This is a genomic window from Bradyrhizobium sp. C-145 (assembly GCF_023375135.1).
Classification (GTDB): Bacteria; Pseudomonadota; Alphaproteobacteria; order Rhizobiales; family Xanthobacteraceae; genus Bradyrhizobium; species Bradyrhizobium zhanjiangense.
In genome coordinates this window covers 4617802-4642257 of the sequence record NZ_CP088150.1, presented here as the reverse complement: position 1 = coordinate 4642257, position 24456 = coordinate 4617802, and the positions used below count along the sequence as shown (strand labels likewise).

General features: G+C 64.9%; 23 protein-coding genes. 12 read left to right on the top strand and 11 right to left on the bottom strand.

The window, feature by feature from the left end; genetic code table 11:
• Nucleotides 1-84: 84 nt before the first annotated feature.
• The 5 genes from LRP30_RS21635 to LRP30_RS21615 form a co-directional block, all read right to left on the bottom strand.
• Nucleotides 85-2805, bottom strand: coding sequence for an EAL domain-containing protein (locus LRP30_RS21635; RefSeq protein WP_249761614.1), 2721 nt, complete (start codon nt 2803-2805; stop codon nt 85-87).
• Between the two features lie 175 nt (nt 2806-2980).
• On the bottom strand, nt 2981-3478 hold the full coding sequence (moaC, locus tag LRP30_RS21630) for a cyclic pyranopterin monophosphate synthase MoaC (RefSeq protein ID WP_249761613.1): 498 nt from the start codon (nt 3476-3478) through the stop codon (nt 2981-2983).
• Between the two features lies 1 nt (nt 3479).
• Nucleotides 3480-4301 (bottom strand): indole-3-glycerol phosphate synthase TrpC, encoded by an 822-nt coding sequence (gene trpC, locus LRP30_RS21625; protein ID WP_249761612.1) that lies wholly within the window; start codon nt 4299-4301, stop codon nt 3480-3482.
• A 7-nt stretch (nt 4302-4308) separates the two neighbouring features.
• On the bottom strand, nt 4309-5322 hold the full coding sequence (trpD, locus tag LRP30_RS21620; RefSeq protein WP_128933520.1) for an anthranilate phosphoribosyltransferase: 1014 nt from the start codon (nt 5320-5322) through the stop codon (nt 4309-4311).
• A 14-nt stretch (nt 5323-5336) separates the two neighbouring features.
• Complete coding sequence (locus LRP30_RS21615; RefSeq protein ID WP_249761611.1) at nt 5337-7235, bottom strand: SurA N-terminal domain-containing protein; 1899 nt, start codon at nt 7233-7235, stop codon at nt 5337-5339.
• Between the two features lie 222 nt (nt 7236-7457).
• On the opposite strand from LRP30_RS21615, the gene tpiA reads away from it, so the two are divergent.
• From tpiA to LRP30_RS21600, 3 genes are all read left to right on the top strand, one after another.
• Nucleotides 7458-8213, top strand: a complete 756-nt coding sequence (gene tpiA, locus LRP30_RS21610) for a triose-phosphate isomerase (protein WP_249761610.1) — start codon at nt 7458-7460, stop codon at nt 8211-8213.
• 139 nt (nt 8214-8352) lie between these two features.
• On the top strand, nt 8353-8736 hold the full coding sequence (gene secG / locus LRP30_RS21605; protein ID WP_128933523.1) for a preprotein translocase subunit SecG: 384 nt from the start codon (nt 8353-8355) through the stop codon (nt 8734-8736).
• A 168-nt stretch (nt 8737-8904) separates the two neighbouring features.
• Nucleotides 8905-10536: a CTP synthase gene (locus tag LRP30_RS21600; RefSeq protein WP_128933524.1), complete on the top strand. Its 1632-nt coding sequence runs from the start codon at nt 8905-8907 to the stop codon at nt 10534-10536.
• On the opposite strand, the gene LRP30_RS21595 is transcribed toward LRP30_RS21600, so the two are convergent.
• The 3 genes from LRP30_RS21595 to LRP30_RS21585 form a co-directional block, all read right to left on the bottom strand.
• Nucleotides 10503-11165 carry an rRNA adenine N-6-methyltransferase family protein gene (locus LRP30_RS21595; protein ID WP_249761609.1) on the bottom strand — a complete coding sequence of 221 codons (663 nt, stop codon included), beginning with the start codon at nt 11163-11165 and terminating at the stop codon, nt 10503-10505. The genes LRP30_RS21600 and LRP30_RS21595 overlap by 34 nt on opposite strands.
• Nucleotides 11166-11266: 101 nt before the next feature.
• Entirely contained in the window at nt 11267-12643 is a 1377-nt protein-coding gene (locus tag LRP30_RS21590; protein WP_249761608.1) for a HAMP domain-containing sensor histidine kinase, read from the bottom strand.
• Entirely contained in the window at nt 12640-13314 is a 675-nt protein-coding gene (locus LRP30_RS21585) for a response regulator transcription factor (protein WP_249761607.1), read from the bottom strand. Before LRP30_RS21585 ends, LRP30_RS21590 begins: the two co-directional genes overlap by 4 nt.
• A 197-nt stretch (nt 13315-13511) precedes the next feature.
• On the opposite strand from LRP30_RS21585, the gene LRP30_RS21580 reads away from it, so the two are divergent.
• From LRP30_RS21580 to LRP30_RS21570, 3 genes are all read left to right on the top strand, one after another.
• Nucleotides 13512-13838, top strand: a complete 327-nt coding sequence (locus tag LRP30_RS21580) for an NIPSNAP family protein (protein ID WP_128940991.1) — start codon at nt 13512-13514, stop codon at nt 13836-13838.
• A gap of 117 nt (nt 13839-13955) precedes the next feature.
• On the top strand, nt 13956-14819 hold the full coding sequence (gene kdsA / locus LRP30_RS21575; protein WP_249761606.1) for a 3-deoxy-8-phosphooctulonate synthase: 864 nt from the start codon (nt 13956-13958) through the stop codon (nt 14817-14819).
• Nucleotides 14819-16027 (top strand): MFS transporter, encoded by a 1209-nt coding sequence (locus LRP30_RS21570; protein ID WP_128945892.1) that lies wholly within the window; start codon nt 14819-14821, stop codon nt 16025-16027. The genes kdsA and LRP30_RS21570 overlap by 1 nt, the downstream gene beginning before the upstream one ends.
• Before the next feature lie 40 nt (nt 16028-16067).
• Here LRP30_RS21570 and queF read toward each other — a convergent pair whose 3' ends face one another.
• Entirely contained in the window at nt 16068-16520 is a 453-nt protein-coding gene (gene queF, locus LRP30_RS21565; protein ID WP_249761605.1) for a preQ(1) synthase, read from the bottom strand.
• Nucleotides 16521-16571: 51 nt separating this feature from the next.
• Nucleotides 16572-17549 carry a lyase gene (locus LRP30_RS21560; protein WP_249761604.1) on the bottom strand — a complete coding sequence of 326 codons (978 nt, stop codon included), beginning with the start codon at nt 17547-17549 and terminating at the stop codon, nt 16572-16574.
• A 174-nt stretch (nt 17550-17723) separates the two neighbouring features.
• Between LRP30_RS21560 and eno the strand changes: the two genes are divergently transcribed.
• A complete protein-coding gene (gene eno, locus LRP30_RS21555) occupies nt 17724-19007 on the top strand; it encodes a phosphopyruvate hydratase (protein WP_249761603.1) in 1284 nt (427 codons plus the stop codon).
• 43 nt (nt 19008-19050) lie between these two features.
• Nucleotides 19051-20187, top strand: a complete 1137-nt coding sequence (locus LRP30_RS21550; protein ID WP_091885673.1) for a zinc-binding dehydrogenase — start codon at nt 19051-19053, stop codon at nt 20185-20187.
• Between the two features lie 29 nt (nt 20188-20216).
• On the opposite strand, the gene LRP30_RS21545 is transcribed toward LRP30_RS21550, so the two are convergent.
• A complete protein-coding gene (locus tag LRP30_RS21545; protein ID WP_249761602.1) occupies nt 20217-20954 on the bottom strand; it encodes an SDR family oxidoreductase in 738 nt (245 codons plus the stop codon).
• A gap of 98 nt (nt 20955-21052) precedes the next feature.
• Here LRP30_RS21545 and LRP30_RS21540 point away from each other — a divergent pair, with 98 nt between their 5' ends.
• The 4 genes from LRP30_RS21540 (at nt 21053) to LRP30_RS21525 (ending at nt 24427) form a co-directional block, all read left to right on the top strand.
• The gene (locus LRP30_RS21540) at nt 21053-22021 is read left to right on the top strand and encodes an AraC family transcriptional regulator (RefSeq protein WP_249761601.1); all 969 of its coding nucleotides are present in this window, start codon (nt 21053-21055) and stop codon (nt 22019-22021) included.
• 114 nt (nt 22022-22135) lie between these two features.
• Entirely contained in the window at nt 22136-23134 is a 999-nt protein-coding gene (locus tag LRP30_RS21535; RefSeq protein WP_249761600.1) for an MBL fold metallo-hydrolase, read from the top strand.
• Between the two features lie 216 nt (nt 23135-23350).
• Nucleotides 23351-23902: an NAD(P)H-dependent oxidoreductase gene (locus LRP30_RS21530; protein WP_249761599.1), complete on the top strand. Its 552-nt coding sequence runs from the start codon at nt 23351-23353 to the stop codon at nt 23900-23902.
• Nucleotides 23903-24109: 207 nt separating this feature from the next.
• The gene (locus tag LRP30_RS21525) at nt 24110-24427 is read left to right on the top strand and encodes a septum formation initiator family protein (RefSeq protein ID WP_008567889.1); all 318 of its coding nucleotides are present in this window, start codon (nt 24110-24112) and stop codon (nt 24425-24427) included.
• Nucleotides 24428-24456: the final 29 nt, after the last annotated feature.

Below are 24456 nucleotides of genomic sequence, written 5' to 3'. Positions count from 1 at the left end.
GGCGAGCGCGGTCGCGCTCTACCAGCACTTCATCGCGGGGATGAAGCCGTCAACCCGGAGGGATCAGCCCGTTCGGTCGAAGCCCTAGCCTGCCTCGCGGCGGCGAATTTCCTCGCCACCGCGCTGGGCGAGACGGCTGCGATGCAGTGCGAACAACTCCAGCATCTTGTCGGCGGGTTTCGCGGCGCTGAACAGATAGCCCTGCATCTCGGAACAGCCAAGCGCGCGGAGCAGGCGCTGCTGCTCTTCGGTCTCGACGCCCTCGGCCGTGGTGGTCATGCGGCGGGCGGCCGCGAGGTTGACGACGGCCTGGACGATGCTGGCGGAGCCGTCGGGGCCGGCGATGTCGTCGACGAAGCAGCGGTCGATCTTGATCTTGTCGAAGGGGAAGCGGTGCAGATAGCTCAGCGACGAGTAGCCGGTGCCGAAATCGTCCAGCGCGATGCGCACGCCGATGGCGCGAAGCTGGTGCAGGATCGCGAGCGCTGCGTCGTCGTCGCGGATCAGCACGGCCTCGGTGATTTCGAGCTCGAGCCGGCTCGCCGGCAAATTGGAGGCGGCGAGCGCGGCCATGATCTTCAGCGCCAGCGTGCCGCTCTTGAACTGCACCGGCGAGACGTTGACGGCGAGGCGAATGTCGTCAGGCCAGTTTGCTGCATCCCTACAGGCGGTCGCCAGCACCCATTCGCCGATCTCGTTGATCAGGCCGGTATCTTCGGCGATCGGGATGAATTCGGCCGGTGAGACCATGCCGCGCTCGGGATGGCGCCAGCGTACCAGCGCCTCGCATCCCGTGATGCGGTCGTCCTTCAGGCCGAGGCAAGGCTGGTAATAGACCTCGAGGCCGCCATGAGCGATGGCGTGGCGCAGGTCGATCTCGAGCTGCCGCCGCTCGCGGATCTTGGCGTCCATCTCCGGTTCGAAGAAGCGATAGGTGCGGCGGCCGGCGGCTTTGGCCGCATACATCGCCATATCGGCATTCTTCAGGATCTGGTCCAGCGCGGTCCCGTGTCTCGGTGCAAGCGCGATGCCTATGCTGGCGTCCGTGGTGAGATGATGGCCCATGCAGTCGAACGGCATTCTAATGGTCTCGAACACCCGCGCGACGAGTTCATTGACCTCCTCCAGCGATGTTACTGCGCTCTGTACGATCGCGAATTCATCGCCGCCGAGCCGTGCCACGAAGTCCATCGGACCTGCGCAGCGGCGAAGGCTCTGTGCGACCGATTTCAACAGCTCGTCGCCGACGAGATGACCGAGTGCGTCGTTGACGCCCTTGAACTCGTCGATGTCGATGTAGTGCACCGCGATCTCTTCGCCGTCGGCGATGGTACCCAGCTCTTCGCGCAGATGCTCGTGGAACATGGCGCGGTTGGGCAGGTCGGTCAGCGCGTCGTAATGGGCGAGGTGGGTGATGCGTTCCTCGGTCCGCCGGCGCTCGGTGATGTCCTCATGCGTTGCGACCCAACCGCCATCCGCGAGCGGTTCGTTGACGATCTGGATCGAGCGGCCGTCGGAGGTGTCGACCACCATGGAGTTGCGCAGGTGGATGTCGCGCAGCACGCGCGCAACGTAGTCGTCGACATTGCCGGTGAACGAGCCCGTCGCCTTGCGATGGGCGATGATGTCGTGGAAGCTGCAACCGGGCTTCACGGTCTCGACCGACAGTCCGTACATCTCGATGTAGCGCTGGTTGCAGATCACGAGCCGCCGCTCGGCATCGAACAGCAGGAGGCCCTGCGTCATGTTGTTGACGGCGCGGTCGAGACGCTGCTTTTCCAGCGTCAGCCGTTCCCGCGAGAGGCGGTGCTGCTCCAGCAGCTTGCGCACGATCGCGATCAGCACGCCGGCGATGGCGAGCGCGGAAGAGGCGGCGACCGAGATCAGGATGCCGATCTGCTCGCGCCAGTCCGCCAGGGCCGCCGCGCGCGTCATGGTGGCCATGATCAGGATCGGAAAGTGGGGCAGGGCGCGCGAGGAGATCAGCCGGTCATCGCCATCGATCGGGCTCACGAAGCGACCGGCGAAGTGATCGAGCCCGAAAACCCTCTGATGCGAGAACGGGCCGGTCTTGAAATTCCGCCCCATCAATTCGCTGGAAAGGGGATAGCGGGCGAGCAGCGTGCCGTCTCGATGCAGCATCGAGATCGACGCGCCTTCACCGAGCACTACGGAAGCGAAGAACTTCTCGAAATTGGCGGGCTCGATGCCGCGCCCGACGACGCCCAGGAACTCGCCGCTCGGTCCAAGGATCTTGCGGACGATCAGGATGGTCCAGGCGCCCGAGATGCGGCTGTGCAGCGGCTCGATCAGCACGTCAGGCGAATAGGGATCGTATTTGAAGGTGCGGAAATAGGCGCGATCGGCAACGTTCACGTTCGGGGCCGGCCATGCCGTCGACGAGTTGACCAGATTCCCTTCGGCGTCGATGACATTGACGCCGCCCATGTAGGGCAGCGCCTCGATCTTCGAGCGCAGCATGCGGTGGATGTCCTGCCCCGCGAGGCGCTTGCGATAATCCTCCACATTATTGATGCCGGTTGCGCGGACGTGGTCGACGAAATCCTTCTGGATGACTGCGAAATCCTGCAATTGCTGGTCGAAATGATGGGCGAGCATCAGCACGGTGTTTTCGAGCTCGCGGCCGGAGTTGCGCAGCGCGCGTTCGCGGAAATTCTGTGCCATCAGCGTCGCGCCGACGGCGATCGCCGCGATCAGCAGCATGCCGCCCACCACCAACCAGCGGATCGGTCCGCTGCGCACGAAGGCCTGGTCAAAGAGGCGACTGCTGAATCTCGTCATCATGCTGGATCATTGCCGTGCACACGCCAGGATCAATTCTTGGCCCCGGAAACATCCGTTGGTTTACGGGAACGGTGTGGAGGCGAAGTTAGGAAGCGCGGTTAACGCGATATGAACGGCCGGGCACAAAGGCAACCGATGCGCGCGACGCAGGAGGTCGGTCGCTGAAATACGCTCTTCAGGCGCGGTAATGGCCGGACTTGCCGCCGAGCTTCTCGACGAGATGGATGCCCTCGATGCGCACGCCACGCTCCACCGCCTTGATCATGTCGTAGATGGTGAGGCAGGCGACCGAGACCGCCGTGAGCGCCTCCATCTCGACGCCGGTGGGACCAGTGACCTTGACGCTGGCGCGGACGAGGCAGCCCGGCAGTTTCGCATCGGGCTCGATCTCGACCGTGACCTTCGACAGCGCGAGCGGATGGCAGAGCGGGATCAGCTCGGAGGTGCGCTTGGCGGCCATGATGCCGGCGATGCGCGCGGTGCCGAGCACGTCACCCTTCTTGGCGTTGCCGGACACGATCAGATCGAGCGTCGCCTTGGTCATGATGACGCGGCCTTCCGCCACCGCAAGCCGCTCGGTCGCGGGCTTGTCCGTCACGTCCACCATCCGCGCTTCGCCGGAAGCGCCGATATGGGTAAGGGCAGGGCCGGCCTTGGAAGGCTTGCGCGCCATGTCAGCGCGTGCCCGTCGCGCGCGGTGCCGTCTCGCGCGCGAGTAGCGTGCGCGTGGCGGCGGTGACGTCGGCCTGCCGCATCAAGCTCTCGCCGACCAGGAAGGTCGACATACCGACGCGCTCGAGCCGCGCAAGGTCTGCGGCTGTGAAGATGCCGCTCTCACCGACCATCAGCCGGTCCGCGGGGATCAGCGGCGCCAGCGCCTCGCTGGTCGCAAGCGTGGTCTCGAAGGTGCGCAAATTGCGGTTGTTGACGCCGATCATGGGCGAGCGAAGTTTCAGCGCGCGGTCGAGCTCGGCACGGTCGTGGATTTCGATCAGCACATCCATGCCGTTGGCGAAGGCGGCATCTTCGAGATCCCTGGCGGTCGCATCGTCGAGCGCGGCCATGATGATCAGGATGCAATCGGCGCCATGCGCGCGAGCCTCCGCCACCTGATAGGTATCGAACATGAAATCCTTGCGCAGCACCGGCAATGAGGTTGCCGCGCGCGCCGCCACCATGAAGCCGAGATGGCCCTGGAACGACGGCGTATCGGTCAGCACCGAAAGGCAGGCGGCGCCGCCGGCCTCATAGGCTCTGCCAAGCTGGGGCGGATCGAAATCGGCGCGGATCAGTCCCTTCGACGGCGAGGCCTTCTTGATCTCGGCAATCAGCGCATAGTCGCCATTGGCGTGCTTCGCCTTGATCGCGCGCATGAAGCCGCGCGGTGCGGCTTGCGCCTTGGCCTGTGCCTCGACAATCGAGAGCGGCTGCGCGCGCTTGGCCGCGGCAATCTCCTCGCGCTTGTAAGCTTCGATCTTGGTCAGGATATCCGACATGTCAGGCTCAGCCGTTCGAGACCGCGATCAGATGTTTCAGCCGCGCGCTTGCGGCGCCGCTGTCGAGCGACTTCGCGCCGATCGCAACGCCCTCCTTGAGATCCTTGGCGCGTCCGGCCACGACCAGCGCGGCGGCAGCGTTGATCAGCGCGACGTCGCGGTAGGGGCTCGGCTTGCCGTCGAGCACGCCTTGCAGCGCGATCGCATTAGCCTCGGCGTCGCCTCCTTTGAGTGCGCCGGTCTCGCAGCGCGACAGGCCGGCCTCCTCAGGCGTCACCTCGAAATTCCGGATCTCGCCATTGTGGAGCGCGGAGACGAAGGTCGGGCCGGTCAGGGTGATCTCGTCGAGGCCATCGGAGCCGTGCACCACCCAGGCGGATTCCGAGCCGAGGTTCTTGAGCACCTGCGCCAGCGGTTGCACCCATTGCCGCGAGAATACGCCGACCATCTGCCGCTTGACGCCGGCCGGATTGGACAGGGGGCCGAGCAGGTTGAAGATCGTGCGCGTGGCAAGCTCGACCCGGGTCGGGCCGACGTTCTTCATAGCGGGATGGTGGGCGGGGGCGAACATGAAGCCGATGCCGCATTCGCGCACGCAATGTCCGACCTGCTCGGGCCTGAGGTCGATCTTCACGCCGAGCGAGGCCAGCACGTCGGCGGCGCCCGAGCGCGAGGACAGCGCGCGGTTGCCGTGCTTGGCCACCGGCACGCCGGCGCCCGAGACGATGAAGGACGCGCAGGTCGAGACATTGACCGAGCCGGAGCCGTCGCCGCCGGTGCCGACGATGTCGACGGCGTCGGGCGGCGCCGTCACGGCCAGCATCTTGGAGCGCATCGCCGTAACGGCGCCGGTGATCTCGTCCACGGTCTCGCCGCGCACCCTGAGCGCCATCAACAGGCCGCCCATCTGTGAGGGCGTGGCTTCGCCCGACATCATGGCGTCGAAGGCGGAGGCGGCTTCGTCACGCGACAGGCTGGCGCCGGTCGCCACTTTTCCAATGATCGATTTCAGGTCGTCCATCGCGTGCTTTCAACTCACTGGTTCGCGCCGGTCACCTGCGCGAAGGCGGCCTGATTAATGGTGGTCCCGATGTCGGTTTCAAGCTTGTTGACGTAGGAAGCGACCTGCTCCTCGGTCTGCGCGCGGTCGAGGCTGTCCTTCAGCTTCTTCACCGCGTCGGAAGCGGCGTCGACCACGGGTTCGACGATGTCGGTGACGCGGAAGATGATCACTTCGCTGCCGCCGCTCACGGGGGTCTGTCCGACGCCGTCCTTGGCGGTGCGGAAGGCGGCCGATACGACGGTTGCGGGTACGCCGGCAGGCGAGTCATCGCGCTTGAAGCCGGTCGCGGTCTCTACCTTGGCGCCGATCGCAGCAGCTTCATCGGCGAGCTTGCTGCCGGATTCGAGCTTCTGCACCATCTCGGTCGCTTTGGTCTTCAGCTTGGCCGCGACCTGGTCCTGGCGCCAGCGCGCCTCGACCTGGTCGCGGACCTCGTCGAGATTGCGGTCGCGCGAGGGCATGATCGCGATGACGTCGTACCAGACATAGCCGCCCTTGAACGAGATCGAGTCGTTGTCGACGCCGACGTCGGTGTTGAAGGCCTGCGACACCACGTCGAGCCCCTGCGGAATGTTGGCGACCGGCTGGCCGTTCGGGGCGCGGCCGGAACGGTCGACGGCGTCGATGGTCACCGCCGTGAGCCCGAGCTTCTGCGCCGCGTCGATCACGCTGGAGCCGCCGCCGCGCTCGTCCTCCATCTTGTCGCGGAGATCGGCGACCTTGACGCGCGCGCGCTCGGTCGCGATCTCGCGCTTGATCTCGCCCGCAACGCTGGCGTAGTCCGCTTCTTTGCCCGGCTCGATCTTGTCGACCTTGACGATCGCGACGCCAAGCCCGCCCTGGATCGGCTGGCTGATCTCGCCGGCAGGAAGCGCGAAGGCGGCATCGCCAACGGCCGGATCGAGCGAAGACTTGGTCACAAGCCCGAGATCGACGTCGGAGGCGCTCAGCCCGCGCTCCTTGCCGAGATCCTCGAACGTCATGCCGCCGACAAGGCGCTCGCGTGCGGTCTGCGCCTCCGCCACGTTCGGAAACACGATCTGCTGGATCTGGCGCTTCTCCGGCGTGCCGAGCCGGTCCTTGCGCTGGTCGAACGCCTTCTTGGCGTCCTCGTCCGACACCTCGGACCACTTGCCGATCTCCTCCGGCGAGACCACGACGAAGGCGATCTTGCGATATTCGGGCGCGCGGAACTGGACCTTGTGATCCTCGAAATAGGCGGCGAGCGTCTCGGGCGAGGGCGCCTCGATCTGGCCTGCCTGCGCGGCGTCGAGCCTGACGAACTCGATGGCGCGCTGCTCGCTCTGGAAGCGCGTCAGCGCGTCGAGCATGGTTTTCGGCGGCTCGAGGCCGGCGCCGATCGTGCCGGTGATCTGCCGGCGCAGCGACACTTTGCGCTGCTCGGCGACGTAGCGCTGCTCGGTATAGCCGAAATTGCGGATCACGGCCTGGAAGCGATTCGCATCGAAGTTGCCGCCGACGCCCTTGAAGTTGGGGTCATTCATGATGACCTGGCGGATCTGGTCGTCGGACTGGCCGAGCCCGAGCCGGCGCGCCTCTTCGTCGATGGCGGCTTCGGCGATGGTCTGCTGGAGCACCTGGCGGTCGAGGCCGAAGGCACGCGCCTGATCGGGCGTCAGCGGACGGCCGAACTGGCGGCTGATCTGTTGCAAGCGGTCGGTGTAGATCTGGCGGAACTCGTTGAGCGAAATCTCGGTGCTGCCGATCTTGGCCACCGTGGACTGCCCGAAGCCGCGGAAGATGTCGGCGATGCCCCAAATGCCGAAACTGACGATCAACACGCCCATCACCACGGCCATAATGGTCTTGCCGAGCCAGTTTGATGAGGCCTTGCGCATTCCTCGAAGCATTTGGTCCAACTTGTTTGGCAGGAGGGGAACGGGAGCGCGTCTTAATGCAGATTCCGCAAAAGCGCGTCACCAAATTGATAGATCATCATAAAGTGGCGGCTTTCCCCCCGCAACCTCGCCTCATGCGACGCCTCGAAGCTGCGGTTAATAGCCCCTGGTCTCTGGAACTGCGGCGACAGCTCTGCTAGCGCATGCACAAACCTCATTTTGCTGGACATTGACATGACCGACGCCATCCGACCGCTGATCGCCGGCAACTGGAAGATGAACGGCCTGAAAGCCCAGGCTGCCGAATTCGACGCCATGCTCAACGGCGCGGCGGACGTGGCTGCCAAGGCCGACCTGCTGGTCTGCCCGCCCGCAACCCTGGTCGCCACCTTCGCCGACAAGGCGCGGGGCACGAAGGTCGCGGTGGGGGCCCAGGACTGCCATCCCAAGGCCTCCGGCGCCCATACCGGCGATGTCGCCGCCGAAATGCTGGTGGACGCGGGCGCAACCGCCATCATCGTCGGCCATTCCGAGCGGCGCGCCGACCACGGCGAGGGCGATGCTCTGGTCCGGCAGAAGGCCGAGGCAGCCTGGCGCGCCGGGGCGACGGCGATCGTCTGTATCGGCGAGACGCAAGGCCAGCGCGATGCCGGCCAGACCCTGGATATCCTGCGTGGCCAGCTCGACGGCTCACTGCCGGAGGGCTCCACCGCGGCCAATCTGATCGTGGCCTATGAGCCGGTCTGGGCGATCGGCACCGGGCTGACACCCACAGCCAAGGATGTCGAGCAGATTCATGGCTTTATCCGGGAATTCCTGAGTTCCCGGTTCAAAACCGACGGTGCCAAGATGCGGATCCTTTACGGCGGCTCGGTCAAGCCCTCGAACGCGGCCGAGCTGATGGCGGTGAAAAACGTCAACGGCGCGCTGGTCGGCGGCGCCAGCCTGAAGGCGGCCGATTTCCTTGCGATCGCCAAGGGCTGCCCCTAGCTCATTCAAACCGTTGGTCCGGGGCCGATCGGGGGTGGCAATACCCCCTCCGATCGTGTAACACCGCGCAACTTCAGGAAAACCCGCGAAGCGCGATCGGCCGCCGTCAGGCGCCGCCCGCTTGTGACGGAAGGATACTATGCAGACCGTTGTCATCGTCATCCACCTCATGATCGTCGCCGTCATGATCGGCGCCGTCCTGCTCCAGAAGTCGGAAGGCGGCGGCCTCGGCATGGGCGGAGGCGCGGGCTTCATGTCGAGCCGCGGCACGGCGAACCTTTTGACGCGGACCACTGCGGTTTTGGCCGTTGGCTTCTTCCTCACCAGCCTGTTCCTGTCCTGGTACGCCGGCTACGACCGCAAGCCGTCGTCGATCATCGGCCAGCCGTCGCAGACCCAGCCGGCCGGCGGGGCGCCGATCGCGCCGCCGACCTCGGGCGGCATCCTGGATTCGCTGAAGAAGGCCGACGAGCAGCAGCAGAACCAGGCGCCCGCCGGCCCGCAGGTGCCGCGCTCGCAATAAAGCAGGGGGGCCATGCAGGGCGGCTTCTACCGTCTTGCAGCAAAAATCCCCATCAAGGCACTGTCACCACTTTCAGTTCTGGATCACCCACACAGGCCCGCAGAATCTTTGGGGCGGAATACGAATCGCTTTGGCGAATCGAATTCGAGGGATTAGAGGTTAAGTCCCATGGCGCGGTACATATTCATCACCGGCGGCGTGGTTTCTTCGCTCGGCAAGGGTCTGGCTTCGGCGGCACTCGGTGCGCTGTTGCAAGCCCGGGGCTACAAGGTCCGCCTCCGCAAGCTCGACCCCTATCTCAACCTCGATCCCGGCACGATGTCGCCGTATCAGCACGGCGAAGTGTTCGTGACCGATGACGGCGCGGAGACCGATCTCGATCTCGGTCACTACGAGCGCTTCACCGGCAGGCCGGCGACCAAGGCCGACAACATCACCACGGGGCGCATCTACCAGGACATCATCTCCAAGGAGCGCCGCGGCGATTATCTCGGCGCGACCATCCAGGTGGTTCCGCACGTCACCAACGCCATCAAGGAATTCGTCCTCGACGGCAATGACGATTACGACTTCGTGCTGGTCGAGATCGGCGGGACCGTCGGCGACATCGAGGGCCTGCCGTTCTTCGAGGCGATCCGCCAGCTCAAGAACGAACTGCCGCGCGATCACGCCGTCTACATCCATCTGACGCTGCTGCCCTACATCCCCAGCGCCGGCGAGCTCAAGACCAAGCCGACGCAACACTCGGTCAAGGAGCTGCGCTCGATCGGCATCCAGCCGGACATCCTGCTCTGCCGCACCGACCGCGCGATCCCGAAGGAGGAGCGGCGCAAGCTGGGGCTGTTCTGCAACGTGCGCGAAAGCGCCGTGATCGAGGCGCGCGACGTCGACAACATCTACGCTGTCCCTGAGGCCTATCACAATGCGGGCCTCGACGACGAAGTGCTCGCCGCCTTCGGCATCGGCTCGCGGATTCCGCCGGAGCTGCGGAGCTGGCAAGAGATCAACGAGCGAGTCCGCAATCCCGAAGGCAACGTCACCATCGCCATCGTCGGCAAGTACACCGGCATGAAGGATGCGTATAAGTCGCTGATCGAGGCGCTGTCGCATGGCGGCATCGCCAACAAGGTGAAGGTCAATCTCGACTGGATCGAGAGCGAGATCTTCGAGAAGGAAGATCCCGCGCCCTTCCTCGAGCACGTCAACGGCATCCTGGTGCCCGGCGGCTTCGGCCAGCGCGGCGCGGAGGGAAAGATCAAGGCGGCGCAATTCGCGCGCGAGCGCGACGTGCCGTATTTCGGCATCTGCTTCGGCATGCAGATGGCTGTGATCGAGGCCGCGCGAAACCTCGTCGGCATCGAGGACGCCAACTCCACCGAGTTCGGTCCGACCAAGGAGCCCCTGGTCGGCCTGATGACGGAATGGCTGCGCGGCAACGAGCTCGAGAAGCGCTCGCAGGCCGGCGATCTCGGCGGCACGATGCGGCTCGGGGCCTATCCGGCAACGCTCAATCGTGGCAGCCGCGTCTCAGAGGTCTATGGCGGCGCGACGGAAATCTCCGAGCGCCACCGCCATCGCTACGAGGTCAACACGGCCTACAAGGACCGCCTCGAGCAGCACGGCCTGAAATTCTCAGGGCTGTCGCCCGACGGCGTGCTGCCGGAGATCGTCGAGTACGAGGATCATCCGTGGTTCATCGGCGTCCAGTTCCACCCCGAGCTGAAGTCGCGGCCCTTCGAGCCGCACCCGCTGTTCGCGTCCTTCATTCAGGCGGCGATGGTGCAGAGCCGGCTGGTTTGATCATTCAGCTTGATCGGCCGTGAAGCCTCTGGCGACGAATGCGATCCCGTGACGACCTTGACCCGCGGCCGCCGCGTCAGCCTGTAGACGGCAGCGGGTGGCACGTTCAGCATCGCCCGATCCACCAGCCTGGCGCGCAGGCCCAGCCGATCGAGCACCGGGCGCGGCACCGGGCAGCTCATGCCATAGGTGAACTGATAGAACGCGCCGCCCGGGCGGATGTAGCTGAATGCGCCACTGACGATCGAGACGACCTTGCGCATTGACATGTTGAGCAGCGGCAATCCGCTGATCACGGCGCCGACCGGCGCGCCTTCATAAAGGCGATGCGTGGTGAGCCGGGCAGCATCCATCCACAACACGCGAGCCCCGGGAAAGCGCATCTGCAGCAGCTTCATGAAATCGGAGCCGTACTCGACCAGCGTGAGGTCTTCCTGGCGCACGCCGCGCTTCAAAAGCTTGTAGGTGAATGCGCCGGTGCCGGGCCCGAGCTCGAGAATCGGCCCCGTCGATGCGCTGATCTCGCGCGTGATGAGATCGGCCAGTGCCGCGCTCGACGGCGCGATCGCTCCGACCTGGCGCGGGGCAGACATCCAGGCGAGGAAGAACGAGAGGAAATCGTTGGGCATGCGCACTCCGGTATTTTGCTTCGCGCCTCGCAAATCAGAGGCGGCTCGCAATCTCACGGGAATGCATTGCGACAGCATTGCGGAGGCGATGCGGACCAAGATCAATTGGCGCGAATCGGCGGCAATGTGATCCGGAAGCATGCGCCGCCGTTCGCTCCATCCAGCACCGAGACGTGGCCGCGATGCAGCTGCACGATCTCGCGAACCATGTTGAGGCCGAGGCCGGCACCGCGATCGAGCGGCGTGAGCCGATAGAACGGCTCGAAGATCAGCTCGTGTTGATCGGGCGGAATGCCCGCGCCCTCGTCGGTGACTTCGATGCATGCGGGCTCGCGGACGCGGATGCCGATCGTGCCGCGGCGCGGGCCGTGCTGGATGGCATTCTGCACGAGGCTGGTCAGCGCGCGTTCGAGCGCGGCCGTGTCGCCGAGTGTCTCGATCGGTGTTTCCGGTGCGTCGAGCGCCAGCTCGTAACCCGCAGCGATGGCAAGCGGGGCAAGCTCGGCGGCGACACCCTGGGCGATTGCGACGAGGTCGACCCGCGCGAAAGGATGTCCGCAGCGGTCGAGTCGCTGGATGTCGAGCAATTGCTCTGCGAGCGTGGCGAGCCGCGCGGCATCCTCGATCAGGCGGGTCTTGTCGGGTCCCGGCGGAAGTGACTCCAGACGCGTGTTCAGGATCGCGATCGGCGTGCGCAGTTCGTGTGCGGCATCGGCGACGAAGCGCTTGTGGCGGGCATAGCCTTCGTCGAGCCGCGCCAGCGCGTCGTTGATCGCGGTCACGAGCGGCACGACCTCCAGCGGAATGTAATCCGCCGACAATCGCGCGCCGCGCTGGTGAATATCGATCCGCCGCGCCTGGTCCGCGGTCGTATCCAGTCCCCTGAACGCGCGCCGCAAGATCATCGGTGTTGCGATGAATGTCGCGGTCCCCATCAACAGCAGGCCGGGAAGTGCGATGCCGAGCAACACGAGCGACGTCGTGAACACGGCCTTGGCACTGGTCAGTTTTCCCTGCGTCGCCGTGATGACCTGCACATTGCCGGCCCCGGTGTCGATGCGCTTCAGCCGTGCCGGCGGCTTGCGCGGATCGTCCTCGAAGAGCTGCCAGCCGAGCCGCGCCTGGCTGATCTGGTCGAGGGCGCCGCCGATGGCGGCGAATTCGCCCGGGACGGGCCCCTCACTGAGGGAATGCCCCTGCCTGTCGCGAACCAGCAACCAGAGGTCGGGGGTCTCTGCGCGCAACTGTTTCAGCTCGTCGGTCGGTCGCAGTGTGAGGCCACCCTGGGCATCGCGCGCGAGCGCATGCTGCACGATGTCGATTACGCGGTCCTCGTCCCGCTGGGTCAGCACGAAGCCCGAGGCGCAGAGCGCGCCGACGACGATGGCGACGAGAGCGACGAGCAGCGCGGCCTGCAGTGAAAGCAGCCGCCAGCTCAGCCGCGAGCGCAGGCAGTATGGGTCGTCGTGCCGGCTCACGGCAGCTTCTTCAGGAGATAGCCGACGCCGCGGATGCCGTGGATCTCCACGCGCGCATCGGCCTCGGACAGTTTGCGGCGCAGCCGCGACACGTGCGTATCGAGCGCATTCGACTGGATCTCGTCGTCGAAACTGTAGACGGCTTCTTCCAGCGCCGAGCGCAGCACCGTCCGGCCCATGCGGCGGACCAGGGCTTCCAGCACCAGGAGCTCGCGCCGCGGCAGCTCGAGCGGAGCCCCGCCGACGGTTGCCTCGCGATGGCCGAAGTCGAAGGCGAGGCGGCCGGCGCGCATGATGTCGGGCTGCAGCCGGCCGGGCCGGCGCAGCACGGCGCGCAGACGCGCCAGCAATTCCTCCACCGCGAACGGTTTTGCCAGATAGTCATCCGCCCCTCCGTCGAGTCCGGCGACCCGGTCGGCGAGCTCGCCGCGCGCCGTCAACACGATGATCGGTACGCCGTCGGCGCGCGCCCTCAGTTTCGGGATCAAAGCGAGACCGTCGCCATCGGGAAGCTGGCGATCGAGCAGGACGGCGGCGTGGACATCGGCAGAAATGGCCTCTTCGGCCTCGGCGAGCGAGGAGGCATGGTCCACCACCATGTCGTAGCGCTTCAGCGCCGACGCCAGTGCATCAGCCATTTCGGCCTCGTCCTCGACGAGTAAAATCCGCATGGTCGGCCACCTCAACCTCAACCGCGCCATTCTAGCGGCCGCATCATTGCGGCAGCATTGCGGGAACCAGTTGCGGCGGAGTGGCCCCGATCGACCTCAAGCCATGCGCAGAACGCCACAGGGGCAACCGGGCGGGGCTCACGACACCGTCGGGACCAGCCGCTATAACCGCCGGACCTGTTCAGGGAGGAACATGAATGATCTACGAAATGCGCCAGTATCGCTGCGTGCCCGGCCGCCTGCCGGCACTGCTCAAACGGTTCGAGACCGCCACGCTGAAAATTTGGGAGAAGCACGGCATCAAGCAGGCCGGGTTCTTCACCACGCTGATCGGCGAATCCCACCAGGAGCTGACCTATTTCCTGGCCTGGGAGTCACTGGCCGAGCGCGAGACGAAGTGGGGCAAGTTCACGACCGATCCGGACTGGCTCGAGGCGCGGGCGAAGTCCGAGGCCGACGGCCAGATCGTCGCCAACATCGTCAGCCAGATTCTGGCGCCGACCGCCTTCTCAGTGGTCAAGTAGCGATCCCTCGCGTGGCGAGGAACCCTGGCGCAACCCTGATATTCTGACCGCCCTGGCCGAATAGGGTTGATCCGACCCTCATCGGGGCTATGGTCGCGCCGAAACGAGGGATTTGCCTTGAGCTCTTCGACGTCAGCGGCGCCGGTCGTCACCATTGGCACGGTCAAATTCGGCAATGACCTGCCGATCTCGGTCATTGCCGGGCCATGCCAGCTCGAGAGCCGCCAGCATGCGCTGGAGGTGGCTTCCGCGCTGAAGGAGATCGCGGCGCGGCTGAACATCGGCCTCGTCTACAAGACCTCGTTCGACAAGGCCAACCGCACCAGCGCATCCGCGGCGCGCGGGCTGGGCCTCGCGCAGTCGCTACCGATCTTCGCGGAGATCCGTTCCTCGCTTGGCTTACCGGTGCTGACGGACGTGCACGAGGCCACGCAATGCGCCGAGGTGGCGCAGGCCGTCGACGTCTTGCAGATACCCGCCTTCCTGTGCCGGCAGACCGATCTCCTTCTCGCTGCGGCCGCGACCGGAAGGGTCGTGAACGTCAAGAAGGGCCAGTTCCTGGCGCCCTGGGACATGGCCAATGTCGTCACCAAGATCACCAGCGCGAACAATCCCAACGTGCTCGTCACCGAGCGCGGCGCCTCCTTCGGCTACAACACGCTGGTCTCCGACATGCGCGCGCTGCCGATCCTGGCGCGCACCACCGGCGCCCCTGTCATCTTCGATGCCACCCATTCGGTGCAGCAGCCGGGCGGGAAGGGGACGTCGTCGGGCGGCGAGCGCGAATTCGTGCCGGTGCTGGCACGCGCGGCTGTAGCCGTTGGCGTGGCTGGCGTTTTCATCGAGACCCATCCCGATCCTGATCGCGCGCCCTCCGATGGCCCCAACATGGTGCCGCTGCGCCAGTTCGAGGGGCTGATCGCTAGACTGATGGCGTTCGACGCGCTCGCCAAAGAATCTGTCAAAACCGGCCCGCGCTGATGCAGCACGGCGAGGCGCGGCCGCACGATCACGGCTTGCCGACAGCGCTCTACGTCATATCAGGCGCAAGCTTCGCCGCAGCGCTCTCGGCACGCGCGCTCGATCCGGTGCTGCCGCATGTCGCCGAGGACTTTGGCGTCAGCATCGCGACCGCCGCGGGTTTTGCCGCGGTGTTCGCCTTCACCTTCTCGATCATCCAGCCCATAATTGGCGCTGCCGCCGATCTGTTCGGCAAGACGCGGCTGATGATCGGCTGCCTCGCGCTGCTCGGCCTTGCCAACATCCTCGGCGCGCTCTCGACCTCGTTCTCGGTTTTGTTTGCGACCCGCATTCTCGCCGGCATCGGCTCCGGCGGCGTGTTTCCGGTGGCGCTGAGCCTGACCAGCGATCTCGTTGGGCCCGAGAAACGCCAAGTCGCGATCAGCCGCACGCTCGCCGGCGCGATGACCGGCAATCTGCTCGGCGCCTCGGCCTCCGGGCTGATCGGCGATTTTCTCGGCTGGCGCGGCGTGCTCGCAGTGCTCGGCGTGCTCGTGATCGTCGCCTCGATCGCGGTTGCCGCCGGCTTTCACGGCGCCAAGGTCAAGCATCCACCGAAGACCAGCCTATCGGCGCTGAAGGCCGGCTATCGCACCATCTTCACCAATCCGAACGCCTATGTCTGCTACTCGGCCGTGTTCATCGAGGGCTGTTGCGTGCTCGGCCTGTTTCCCTATATCGCCTCGTTCCTGTTCGAGCTCGGCCAGACCTCGCTCTCGATCGCCGGCATCGTCATCGCGGGCTTTGCGGTCGGCGGCTTGTTCTACACGCTGACGGTGTCGCGCCTGCTGCCGTGGCTCGGCATGAAGGGCATGATGATCGCGGGCATGACGCTGGTTGCCTCACAGCTCATTGCCGTCGCCTTCGGGCCACGCTGGGAAGTGCAGGCCCTGAATCTCATCGTGATGGGATGGGGCTTCTACATCGCCCACGGCTGTCTGCAGGTCTTCGCCAGCGAACTCTCGGTCGAGGCACGCGCCACCGCGCTGTCGCTGCATTCGTTCTTCTTCTTCATGGGGCAGACCGTGGGGCCGCTCGCCTATGGCTTCGGCCTCCAGCACGCCGGCAAGATGCCGACCCTGTTCGCGAGCGCCGTGATCATGATGGTGCTGGGCTTCGTCTGCGCCCGGCTGCTCAAGCAGCGGGCGCCGTCAGACGCGCGGGCCTGAGCACGTCGGTCAATGCCGCGCCAAGTGGGACAACAGCGAGCTATCCCCGCCCGCGATAGGGCGCGACGCCTTGCTCCGGCGCCCACAGGCCCTTCGGCACACGGCCGGTCTGCCAGAAAACGTCGATCGGGATGCCGCCGCGCGGGTACCAGTAGCCGCCGATGCGCAGCCATTTCGGCTTGATCTCGCTCGCGATACGCTTGCCGATCATCACGGTGCAGTCCTCGTGGAAGGCGCCGTGATTGCGGAAGCTCGCCATGTAAAGTTTCAGCGATTTCGACTCCAGCAGCCACGCACCCGGCGCGTAGTCGATCACCAGATGCGCGAAATCCGGCTGTCCCGTGACCGGGCAGAGTGAGGTGAATTCCGGCACGGTGAAGCGCACCAGGTAGTCGGTGCCCTTTTGCGGATTGGGCACGCGGTCGAGCTGGGCTTCTTCCGGTGTGTGCGGCCACTCGACCGCACGACCGAGCTGGAGGGATTTCTTCGCCATCGTCGTCACATCCTGTTTCGGATGCCGGGATGGACGCAAATGGCGCGGCCGTCAACCGGCCGCGATCGTCTGGATCATGACGATCCGGTCGTTGCCGGATTCGCAACCCCACAGCTCGCCCGGCCTGCCGTCGAGCTGGCGCACATTGGCATTGGCTTTGTCGCTGGCGAAGACGTTGAAGCGCTCGGTCGTGGGATCGAAACGGACGATGGCGTTGGCGGAGAAATCGCTCAGCCAGACCTTGTCCTTGTCGTCGACATAGACCGCGTAGGCGCGGGGACGTTCGCCCGGCAGCTTCCACGTCTTCCACGAGCCGTCGGCGGGATCGTGCACCGAGACATGCCCGCTATTCCACTCGCTGACCCAGATCCGGCTCTTTGAATCCGACCAGACGCGCCGTGAGCCCGCATTCGGTGTCGGCGGCTGCACGACGCGGGCATTGCCGTTTGCAAGATCTACTTTGGCGATGTAGCTGCCGGCGAGGGAGGCGTACCAGATGTCGCCCTTGGGCGTGACGGTGATGCCGTAGGGCCCGATGCCTTTTGGTGCCTTGAAGACCGTCATCTCGCCCGACTTCGGCGTGAGCCGGCCGTAATAGCCGGACTGACCGGTGAACCAGTACGTGCCGGCCTTATCGAACACGCCGGTGTTGAGATTGGCGGAGGCGAACTTTTCCGGCAGGCGGAACAGCGTGACCTTGAGATCGCCGGGGTCGACCCGCGCGATCGCGTTCTGGCCGCCTTCGGTGATCCATGGCGCGCCGTCGGGGCCGATGGTCACGCCATGCGGGGCGGCGCCCTGGCCGAGGCTGACCGTCTTGAAGGTGCCATCCTTTGGATCGAGTCTGCCGAGCAGGCCCTTGCCCTGCGCCGTGAACCACACGGTGCCGTCAGGAGCGGGCGTGAGATCGTGCAGGCCGATGCCTGGGCTGATCGGGAAGTATTTTGTCCGGAACGGGCCTTCCTGCGCAAAGCTTGGGCGGGCGGCGAGGAGGGCGGCGCTCGAGGCAAGAAACTGGCGGCGATTCATGGCGTTACCCCGACTGTCTAGGATTGAGGATGGACGCGCGGAGCAGATGTCGTCGAGCATAATCTGAGGTTCTTCACGCGTCAGTCGAAGCGGCTCGTCCAAGCGTTCACATTTGCTTGCGGCCCGTGTAAGACCCGCGACACCGATCAGCCCTAACGAACGGAAGTGCACATCATGACCGCCATCATCGACATCATCGGCCGCGAAATCCTCGATAGCCGGGGCAATCCCACCGTCGAGGTCGATGTCGTGCTGGAAGACGGCGCGCTCGGCCGCGCCGCGGTGCCGTCGGGAGCCTCGACTGGCGCCCATGAGGCAGTGGAACTGCGCGACGGTGACAAGGCCCGCTATCTCGGCAAGGGCGTCTCCAAGGCAGTCAGCGCCGTCAATGGCGAGATCTTCGAGGCCCTGAGCGGCCTCGATGTCGAGCAGCAGGCCCAGATCGACCAGATCATGATCGACCTCGACGGCACGCCGAACAAGAGCCGGCTGGGCGCCAACGCGATCCTCGGTGTGTCGCTGGCCTGCGCCAAGGCGGCCGCGAACTCGCTCGACATGCCGCTCTATCGTTATGTCGGCGGCACCTCGGCGCGGCTCCTGCCGGTGCCGATGATGAACATCATCAATGGCGGCGTGCATGCCGACAACCCGATCGACTTCCAGGAATTCATGATCCTGCCGGTCGGCGCGTCGAGCTTTGCCGAGGGCCTGCGCTACGGCGCGGAAGTCTTCCACACGCTGAAGTCCGAGCTGAAGAAGGCCGGTCACAACACCAATGTCGGCGACGAGGGCGGCTTCGCCCCGAACCTGCCGTCGGCAGACGCGGCGCTCGACTTCGTCATGAACGCGATCGGCAAGGCCGGCTTCAAGGCGGGCACCGACATCGTGCTCGGGCTCGACTGCGCCTCGACCGAGTTCTTTAGGGACGGCAAATACGTCTATGAAGGCGAGGGCAAGACCCGCTCGATCTCCGAGCAGGCCAAGTATCTCGGCGATCTCGTCGCGCGCTATCCGATCGTGACGATCGAGGACGGCATGTCGGAAGACGACATGGACGGCTGGAAGGAGCTCACCGACCTCATCGGCAAGAAGTGCCAGCTCGTCGGCGACGATCTCTTCGTCACCAACGTCAAGCGCCTCGCCGAAGGCATCAAAGCGGGCCGAGCCAACTCGATCCTGATCAAGGTCAACCAGATCGGCACGCTGACCGAGACGCTCGCCGCCGTCGAGATGGCGCACAAGGCCGGCTACACCTCTGTCATGTCGCACCGCTCGGGCGAGACCGAGGATTCCACCATCGCCGATCTCGCGGTTGCCACCAATTGCGGTCAGATCAAGACCGGCTCCCTTGCGCGGTCCGACCGCACCGCCAAATACAACCAGCTCCTGCGCATCGAGCAGCAGCTCGGCAAGCAGGCGCTCTATGGCGGCAAGGCGGCACTGAAGGCGCTGGCATAAGCCGGCGCTTCGACTCGCGAAAAGAGGACAGGGGAGGATCGACATGAGCGACGGCAAGACCGGACTGCAGCTGCGTTCGCTGCTGAAGAAGAGCGGCGAGCTGGAATTGTCCCTCGTGAATGTCCCGACACCGGAGCCGGCCGACGATGAGGTCGTGGTTCGCGTCGAAGCCACGCCGATCAACCCCTCCGACCTCGGGCTCCTGATCGGGGCCGCCGACATGTCGGCGGCTCAGGCTTCCGGCACGAAGGACGCACCGGTGATCACCGCGAAAATGCCTGAGGGCGCGATGCGGATGATGGCGGCCAGGTTCGATCAGTCATTGCCGGTCGGCAACGAGGGCGCCGGCACGGTGATTCGGACCGGATCATCGGACGCGGCGAAGGCGCTGATGGGCAAGACGGTGTCGATGATCGGCGGCGCGATGTACACGCAGTATCGCGTGCTGAAGGTCCGCGACGTCATGGAGCTGCCGGCAGGGACCACGGCGGCCGACGGTGCCTCCTGGTTCGTCAATCCGCTGACCGCGCTCGGCATGACCGAGACGATGCGCCGCGAGAACCACAAGGCGCTGGTGCACACGGCCGCCGCCTCCAATCTCGGCCAGATGCTCAACAAGATCTGCATCAAGGATGGCATCGGTCTCGTCAACATCGTGCGCAGCAAGGAGCAGGCCGACATCCTGCACAAGATCGGCGCCAAGCATGTCGTGGATTCCAGCGCGGCGAGCTTCATGGACGACCTCACCAACGCGCTGGTTGAGACCGGCGCCACGATTGCCTTCGACGCCATTGGCGGCGGCAAGTTGGCGAGCCAGATCCTCACCGCGATGGAGATCGCGGCCAACAAGACCGCGAAGGAATACAGCCGCTACGGCTCCAACGTCTACAAGCAGGTCTATATCTACGGCAGCCTCGACACGCGGCCGACCGAGCTGAACCGCTCGTTCGGCCTGAGCTGGGGCGTCGGCGGCTGGCTGCTCACGCCATTCCTCCAGAAGATCGGTCCGGCCGAGATCGGTCGCCTGCGCCAGCGCGTCGCGTCCGAGCTCAAGACCACCTTCGCCAGCCACTACACCAAGGTGGTCTCGCTTGCGGAGGCGCTCGATCCAGCCAACATCGCGGTGTACGCCAAACGGGCCACCGGCGAAAAATTCCTCATCAACCCGAATAAGTCGTGACGCGCAACGGCGTCCAGGCCTGTTCGAATTTATGCCTGAGCCGTGGGGCGAATGACGATTTCGCCGACGTCCACGCTATCCGGCTGCGCAATCGCGAAGGCCATCGTCTCCGCGATTGCGCTCGCCGGAATGGCCATCGCCTTCATGCTTGCCTGCCCTTGCTCCCGCAACGCGGAATCCGTCATGGAGGACGGCAGTTCGGTGTCGACATAACCGGGTGAGATGGTCGTCACCCGAAGTGAGGGGCCGGCCTCCTGACGAAGCCCTTCGGAAATCGCCCTGACGGCATTCTTCGATCCCGCGTAGACCGCCATTGTCGGAACGATCTTGATGCCGGCGGTCGACAGGGTGTTGATGAAATGACCGAAGCCCTGACGTCGGAAGACGGGCAGGGCGGCGGCGATTCCGTAGAGCACGCCTTTCACATTCACGTCGATCATGTCGTCCCAGTCGTCGACCCTCAGGTCGTCGAGGCGGGAAATCGGGGCAATCCCCGCATTGTTGATCAGGACGTCCAGCTTCCCGTATCGGTCCGTGGCAAGTCCGACGAGCCTGGCGACATCCTTGCGTTGCCTGACGTCGGTGACGAGGTACGACGCCTTTCCGCCCTTTGAGGCGATGCTCGCGGCCAGAATCTGCAGCCGGTCGGCGCGCCGTCCGCCGAGGATCATGATGGCGCCACGTTCTGCGAGATGCCGGGCGGCGGCTTCGCCAATTCCGCTGCTGGCGCCCGTGATGGCGATGACCTTGCCTGCGATGCCTGTCATAGATGTTCCACGCAATTCGTTGCGAGATGAACTTCGCATCGGAATCGAGGTTGATCTATGCTCGAAGTGCTCGAAAATCGTCGAGATCGGATCAAGGCTTGGACAAACCCTCGGATAGGCACAAGACCCCGGACCCGCTGTCTCAGGTCTTCTCGCTCCTGAACGTTCGCGCTGCGCGTTGCACGAGGTTCGAGGCGGGCGGCAATTGGTCGTATCGGTTCCCGGCCAAACCCGCCCTTAAGTTCGGCGCGGTCATCCGAGGTGATTGCTGGATCGATTTCGGCGACGAAGCCCATCATCGGCTTGTCTCCGGCGACTGCTTTCTTCTGGCCAAGGCACCAGCCTATGTTCTGGCCAACGACCAACGCCTTGCTCCCGAAGACGGTATAGCGGCGTTCGATTGGACGCAGTCGGATGTCGCGCGTCACGCGGGCCGCGATACCGTTCTGCTTGCCGGCAGTTTCGGTTTCGAAGCGTCGGACGCCGGATTGCTGCTCGATGCGCTCCCTCGCTTTCTGCTCATACCGTCGCGCAGTCCGTCCGCAGCCGTCATTCATTCCACGCTCGAGATTCTCGACCTTGAAATCAGGGGGACGGGAATCGGAGCGGCCGTACTCACCGACAGGCTTGCCGACGTCCTGCTCGTCCAGGTGCTCCGCGCGGCGCTGGATCAGGATGCCGGCGAGGGTTTGGGATGGATCAACGCACTGGTCGACGCCAGGATCGGCAAGGCCATCAGGCTGATGCACGAAGACGCCGCTCATCCCTGGACCCTGGAAGCATTGTCCGAGGCGATCGCCATGTCGCGATCCGCGTTTTCGAAGCGGTTCAAGTCCCTGGTGGGGCTGGCGCCGCTCGACTACCTCCTTCGATGGCGAATGCGACTTGCACGCGATCTTCTTCGACGTGGAGCGACCGTTTCGGCAACGGCCGCGCAGCTTGGATACTCGTCGGAGAGCGCCTTCGGACACGCCTTCAAGCGAGTCTACGGCCAGGCACCGAAGCGATACTGGCGCAGACAGGCGATCGCCGAAAAATTCCCCATGAACCCAAATAAATTATCGTGATGTGCGACGGCACGTCACCGGAAGAAGGGACTTGCCTTCTGAGCGAAGCGGGGGATTATTCCCGCCGCCGTTGAAAGCGGAAAAACCGCAAGGCGTTCAGAAGGGGACCTCTGCATGACCGACCTCAATCGCCGTCACCTGCTCGCAGGTGCCGCCGCCCTCAGTGCGGCCGCCGTTACCGGGCTTGGACCGACCACCGCCAATGCCTCAGTGCCGCCGGCTGGGACGCAGGCGCCGGGCTTCTACCGCTACAAGGTCGGCAGCTACGAGTGCACCTCGATCAACGACGGTGCGCGCACCTTCCCGATGCCGGAGAAGTTCGTCGTCAACATACCGAAGGATGAGGCGCTGGCCGCGGGCGAGGCGGCCTACATGCCGAAGGGCATGGTCACGGTGCCGTTCAATCCGCAGCTCATCAACACCGGCTCCAAGCTCGTGCTGATCGATACCGGCAACGGCGTCGCCAATCTCGAGCCGAGCAAGGGCGCGGTCGGCCGCACCCTGCAAAATCTCCAGGCCGCTGGCGTCGATCCCAAGAACATCGACGTCGTGCTGCTGTCGCATCTGCATCCTGATCACACCAACGGCCTCCGTCTCGCCGATGGCGCGCTCGCCTTCGCGAATGCGGAGATCATGGTGCCGGGCAAAGACTGGGAGTTCTGGACCAGCGAGGACAACGTCGCCAAGGCTGAGTCCAACCCGATGATGAAGAACTATTTCGCCAACGTGAAGAAGACCTTTGCCGGCCTCGAATCCAAGGTCACCAAGTACGAGTGGGGCAAGGAGGTCGCGCCCGGCATCACCTCGATCGCGACGCCGGGCCACACGCCAGGCCACACCTCGTTCGCTGTCGCGTCGGGCGATGCCAAGGTGCTGATCCAGTCCGATGTCACCAACATTCCGGAATTCTTCCTGCGCAATCCGGACTGGCACGTGATCTTCGACGCTGATCCGGCGATGGCGCAGGCGACGCGCCACAAATTCTACGACATGGCGGCGGCCGAGAAAGCGACCGTGATCGGCTTCCACTTCACCTTCCCGTCGGTCGGGCATGTCGTGAAGGACGGCGCCAAATATCGCCTGATCCCGTCGGCCTGGAATCCGACAATCTGACCTGACCTAGACGTTTGGGCGAGAGATCGGGCCGCCGCTTGGCGGCCCGAATGTTTTGGCCAACAGTCAAAGGGCGCGATGTCGCCCGGAGAAGCCAAGGGGTACGTTCGAGAAACACAGCGTTTCCAAATCGAGCCAGTTCATGCACTTGCATCCATCGGTCCGGATCGCTTAAGTGCGCCCCCGGCACTCCCGCTCAAGTTCGAAGGACACTCCATGGCCTACAATATCGTCGTAATCGCCGGCAGCGTGCGCAAGGCCGGCTTTTCGCTCAAGATCGCCAATGCGCTCGCCAAGCTCGCACCTAGCTCGCTCAAGCTCGAGGTGATCACGCCGGCGGGCATCTCGTTCTTCAACCAGGACCTTGAGGGCGCGCCGCCCGCGGACTGGCTGGCGTTCCGCGATAAGCTTCAGAAGGCGGACGGCGTCATCTTCGTCACGCCCGAATACAACCGCTCCATCCCTGGCGCGCTGAAGAACGCCATCGACGTCGCCTCGCGGCCCTATGGCAAGAGCTCGCTCAATGGCAAGCCGGTCGGCATCATCTCCAATTCGCCGGGCCCGCTCGGCGGGGTCAGCGCGGCCAAGCATTTGCAAACCATCCTGCCTGGTATTAGCGGTCCGATCATGCAACAGCCGGAGACCTATCTGAACGCCATTGGCGACGCCTTTGATGCCGAGGGCAATCTGGTCAAGGAGTCGCTGAAGCCTGTGCTCCAGGCCTATATCGACGCCTTCGCGGCGCACGTCGCGAAGCATCACGGCTGAGGCCGAATACCCCGCGGCGATACCGGAAGTCCTCATCCTGAGAGGAGGCGCGCTAGCGCCGTCTCGAAGGATGGCCGCGGGCGAGATCCGGGCCTTCATGGTTCGAGATGGCCGCTGCGCGGCCTCCTCACCATGAGGGTCTCGAAGTGCGTGGCGCGGGCCGGGCGCATTAGCACTCCCTTAACCAACCTGTCCCATCTTCCCAAGATGGTCTCCCGCGCGCGCCTGAAATCGATCCTGACCGGCCTTGCCCTCTATGCGATGGCGGCGGCCATCGTCGGCTATTTCGGCGTCAACGCCTACACCGGCAAATACGGCCTCAACGCCCGCCAGGAGCTGGACCAGGAGATCATCGCGCTGACCAGCGAGCTGGCACAGCTCAAGCGCGAGCGCGCCAGGAGCGAGCAGCGCGTCTCGTTGCTGCGCACGTCCAGGATCGATCCTGATATGCTGGACGAGCGGGCGCGCTACCAGCTCGACTATGTCAATCCGCACGATCTCGTTCGGATGATCCCGGCGAAATAGCGTTTTCGCTGCATTCGAAACCGGCAACG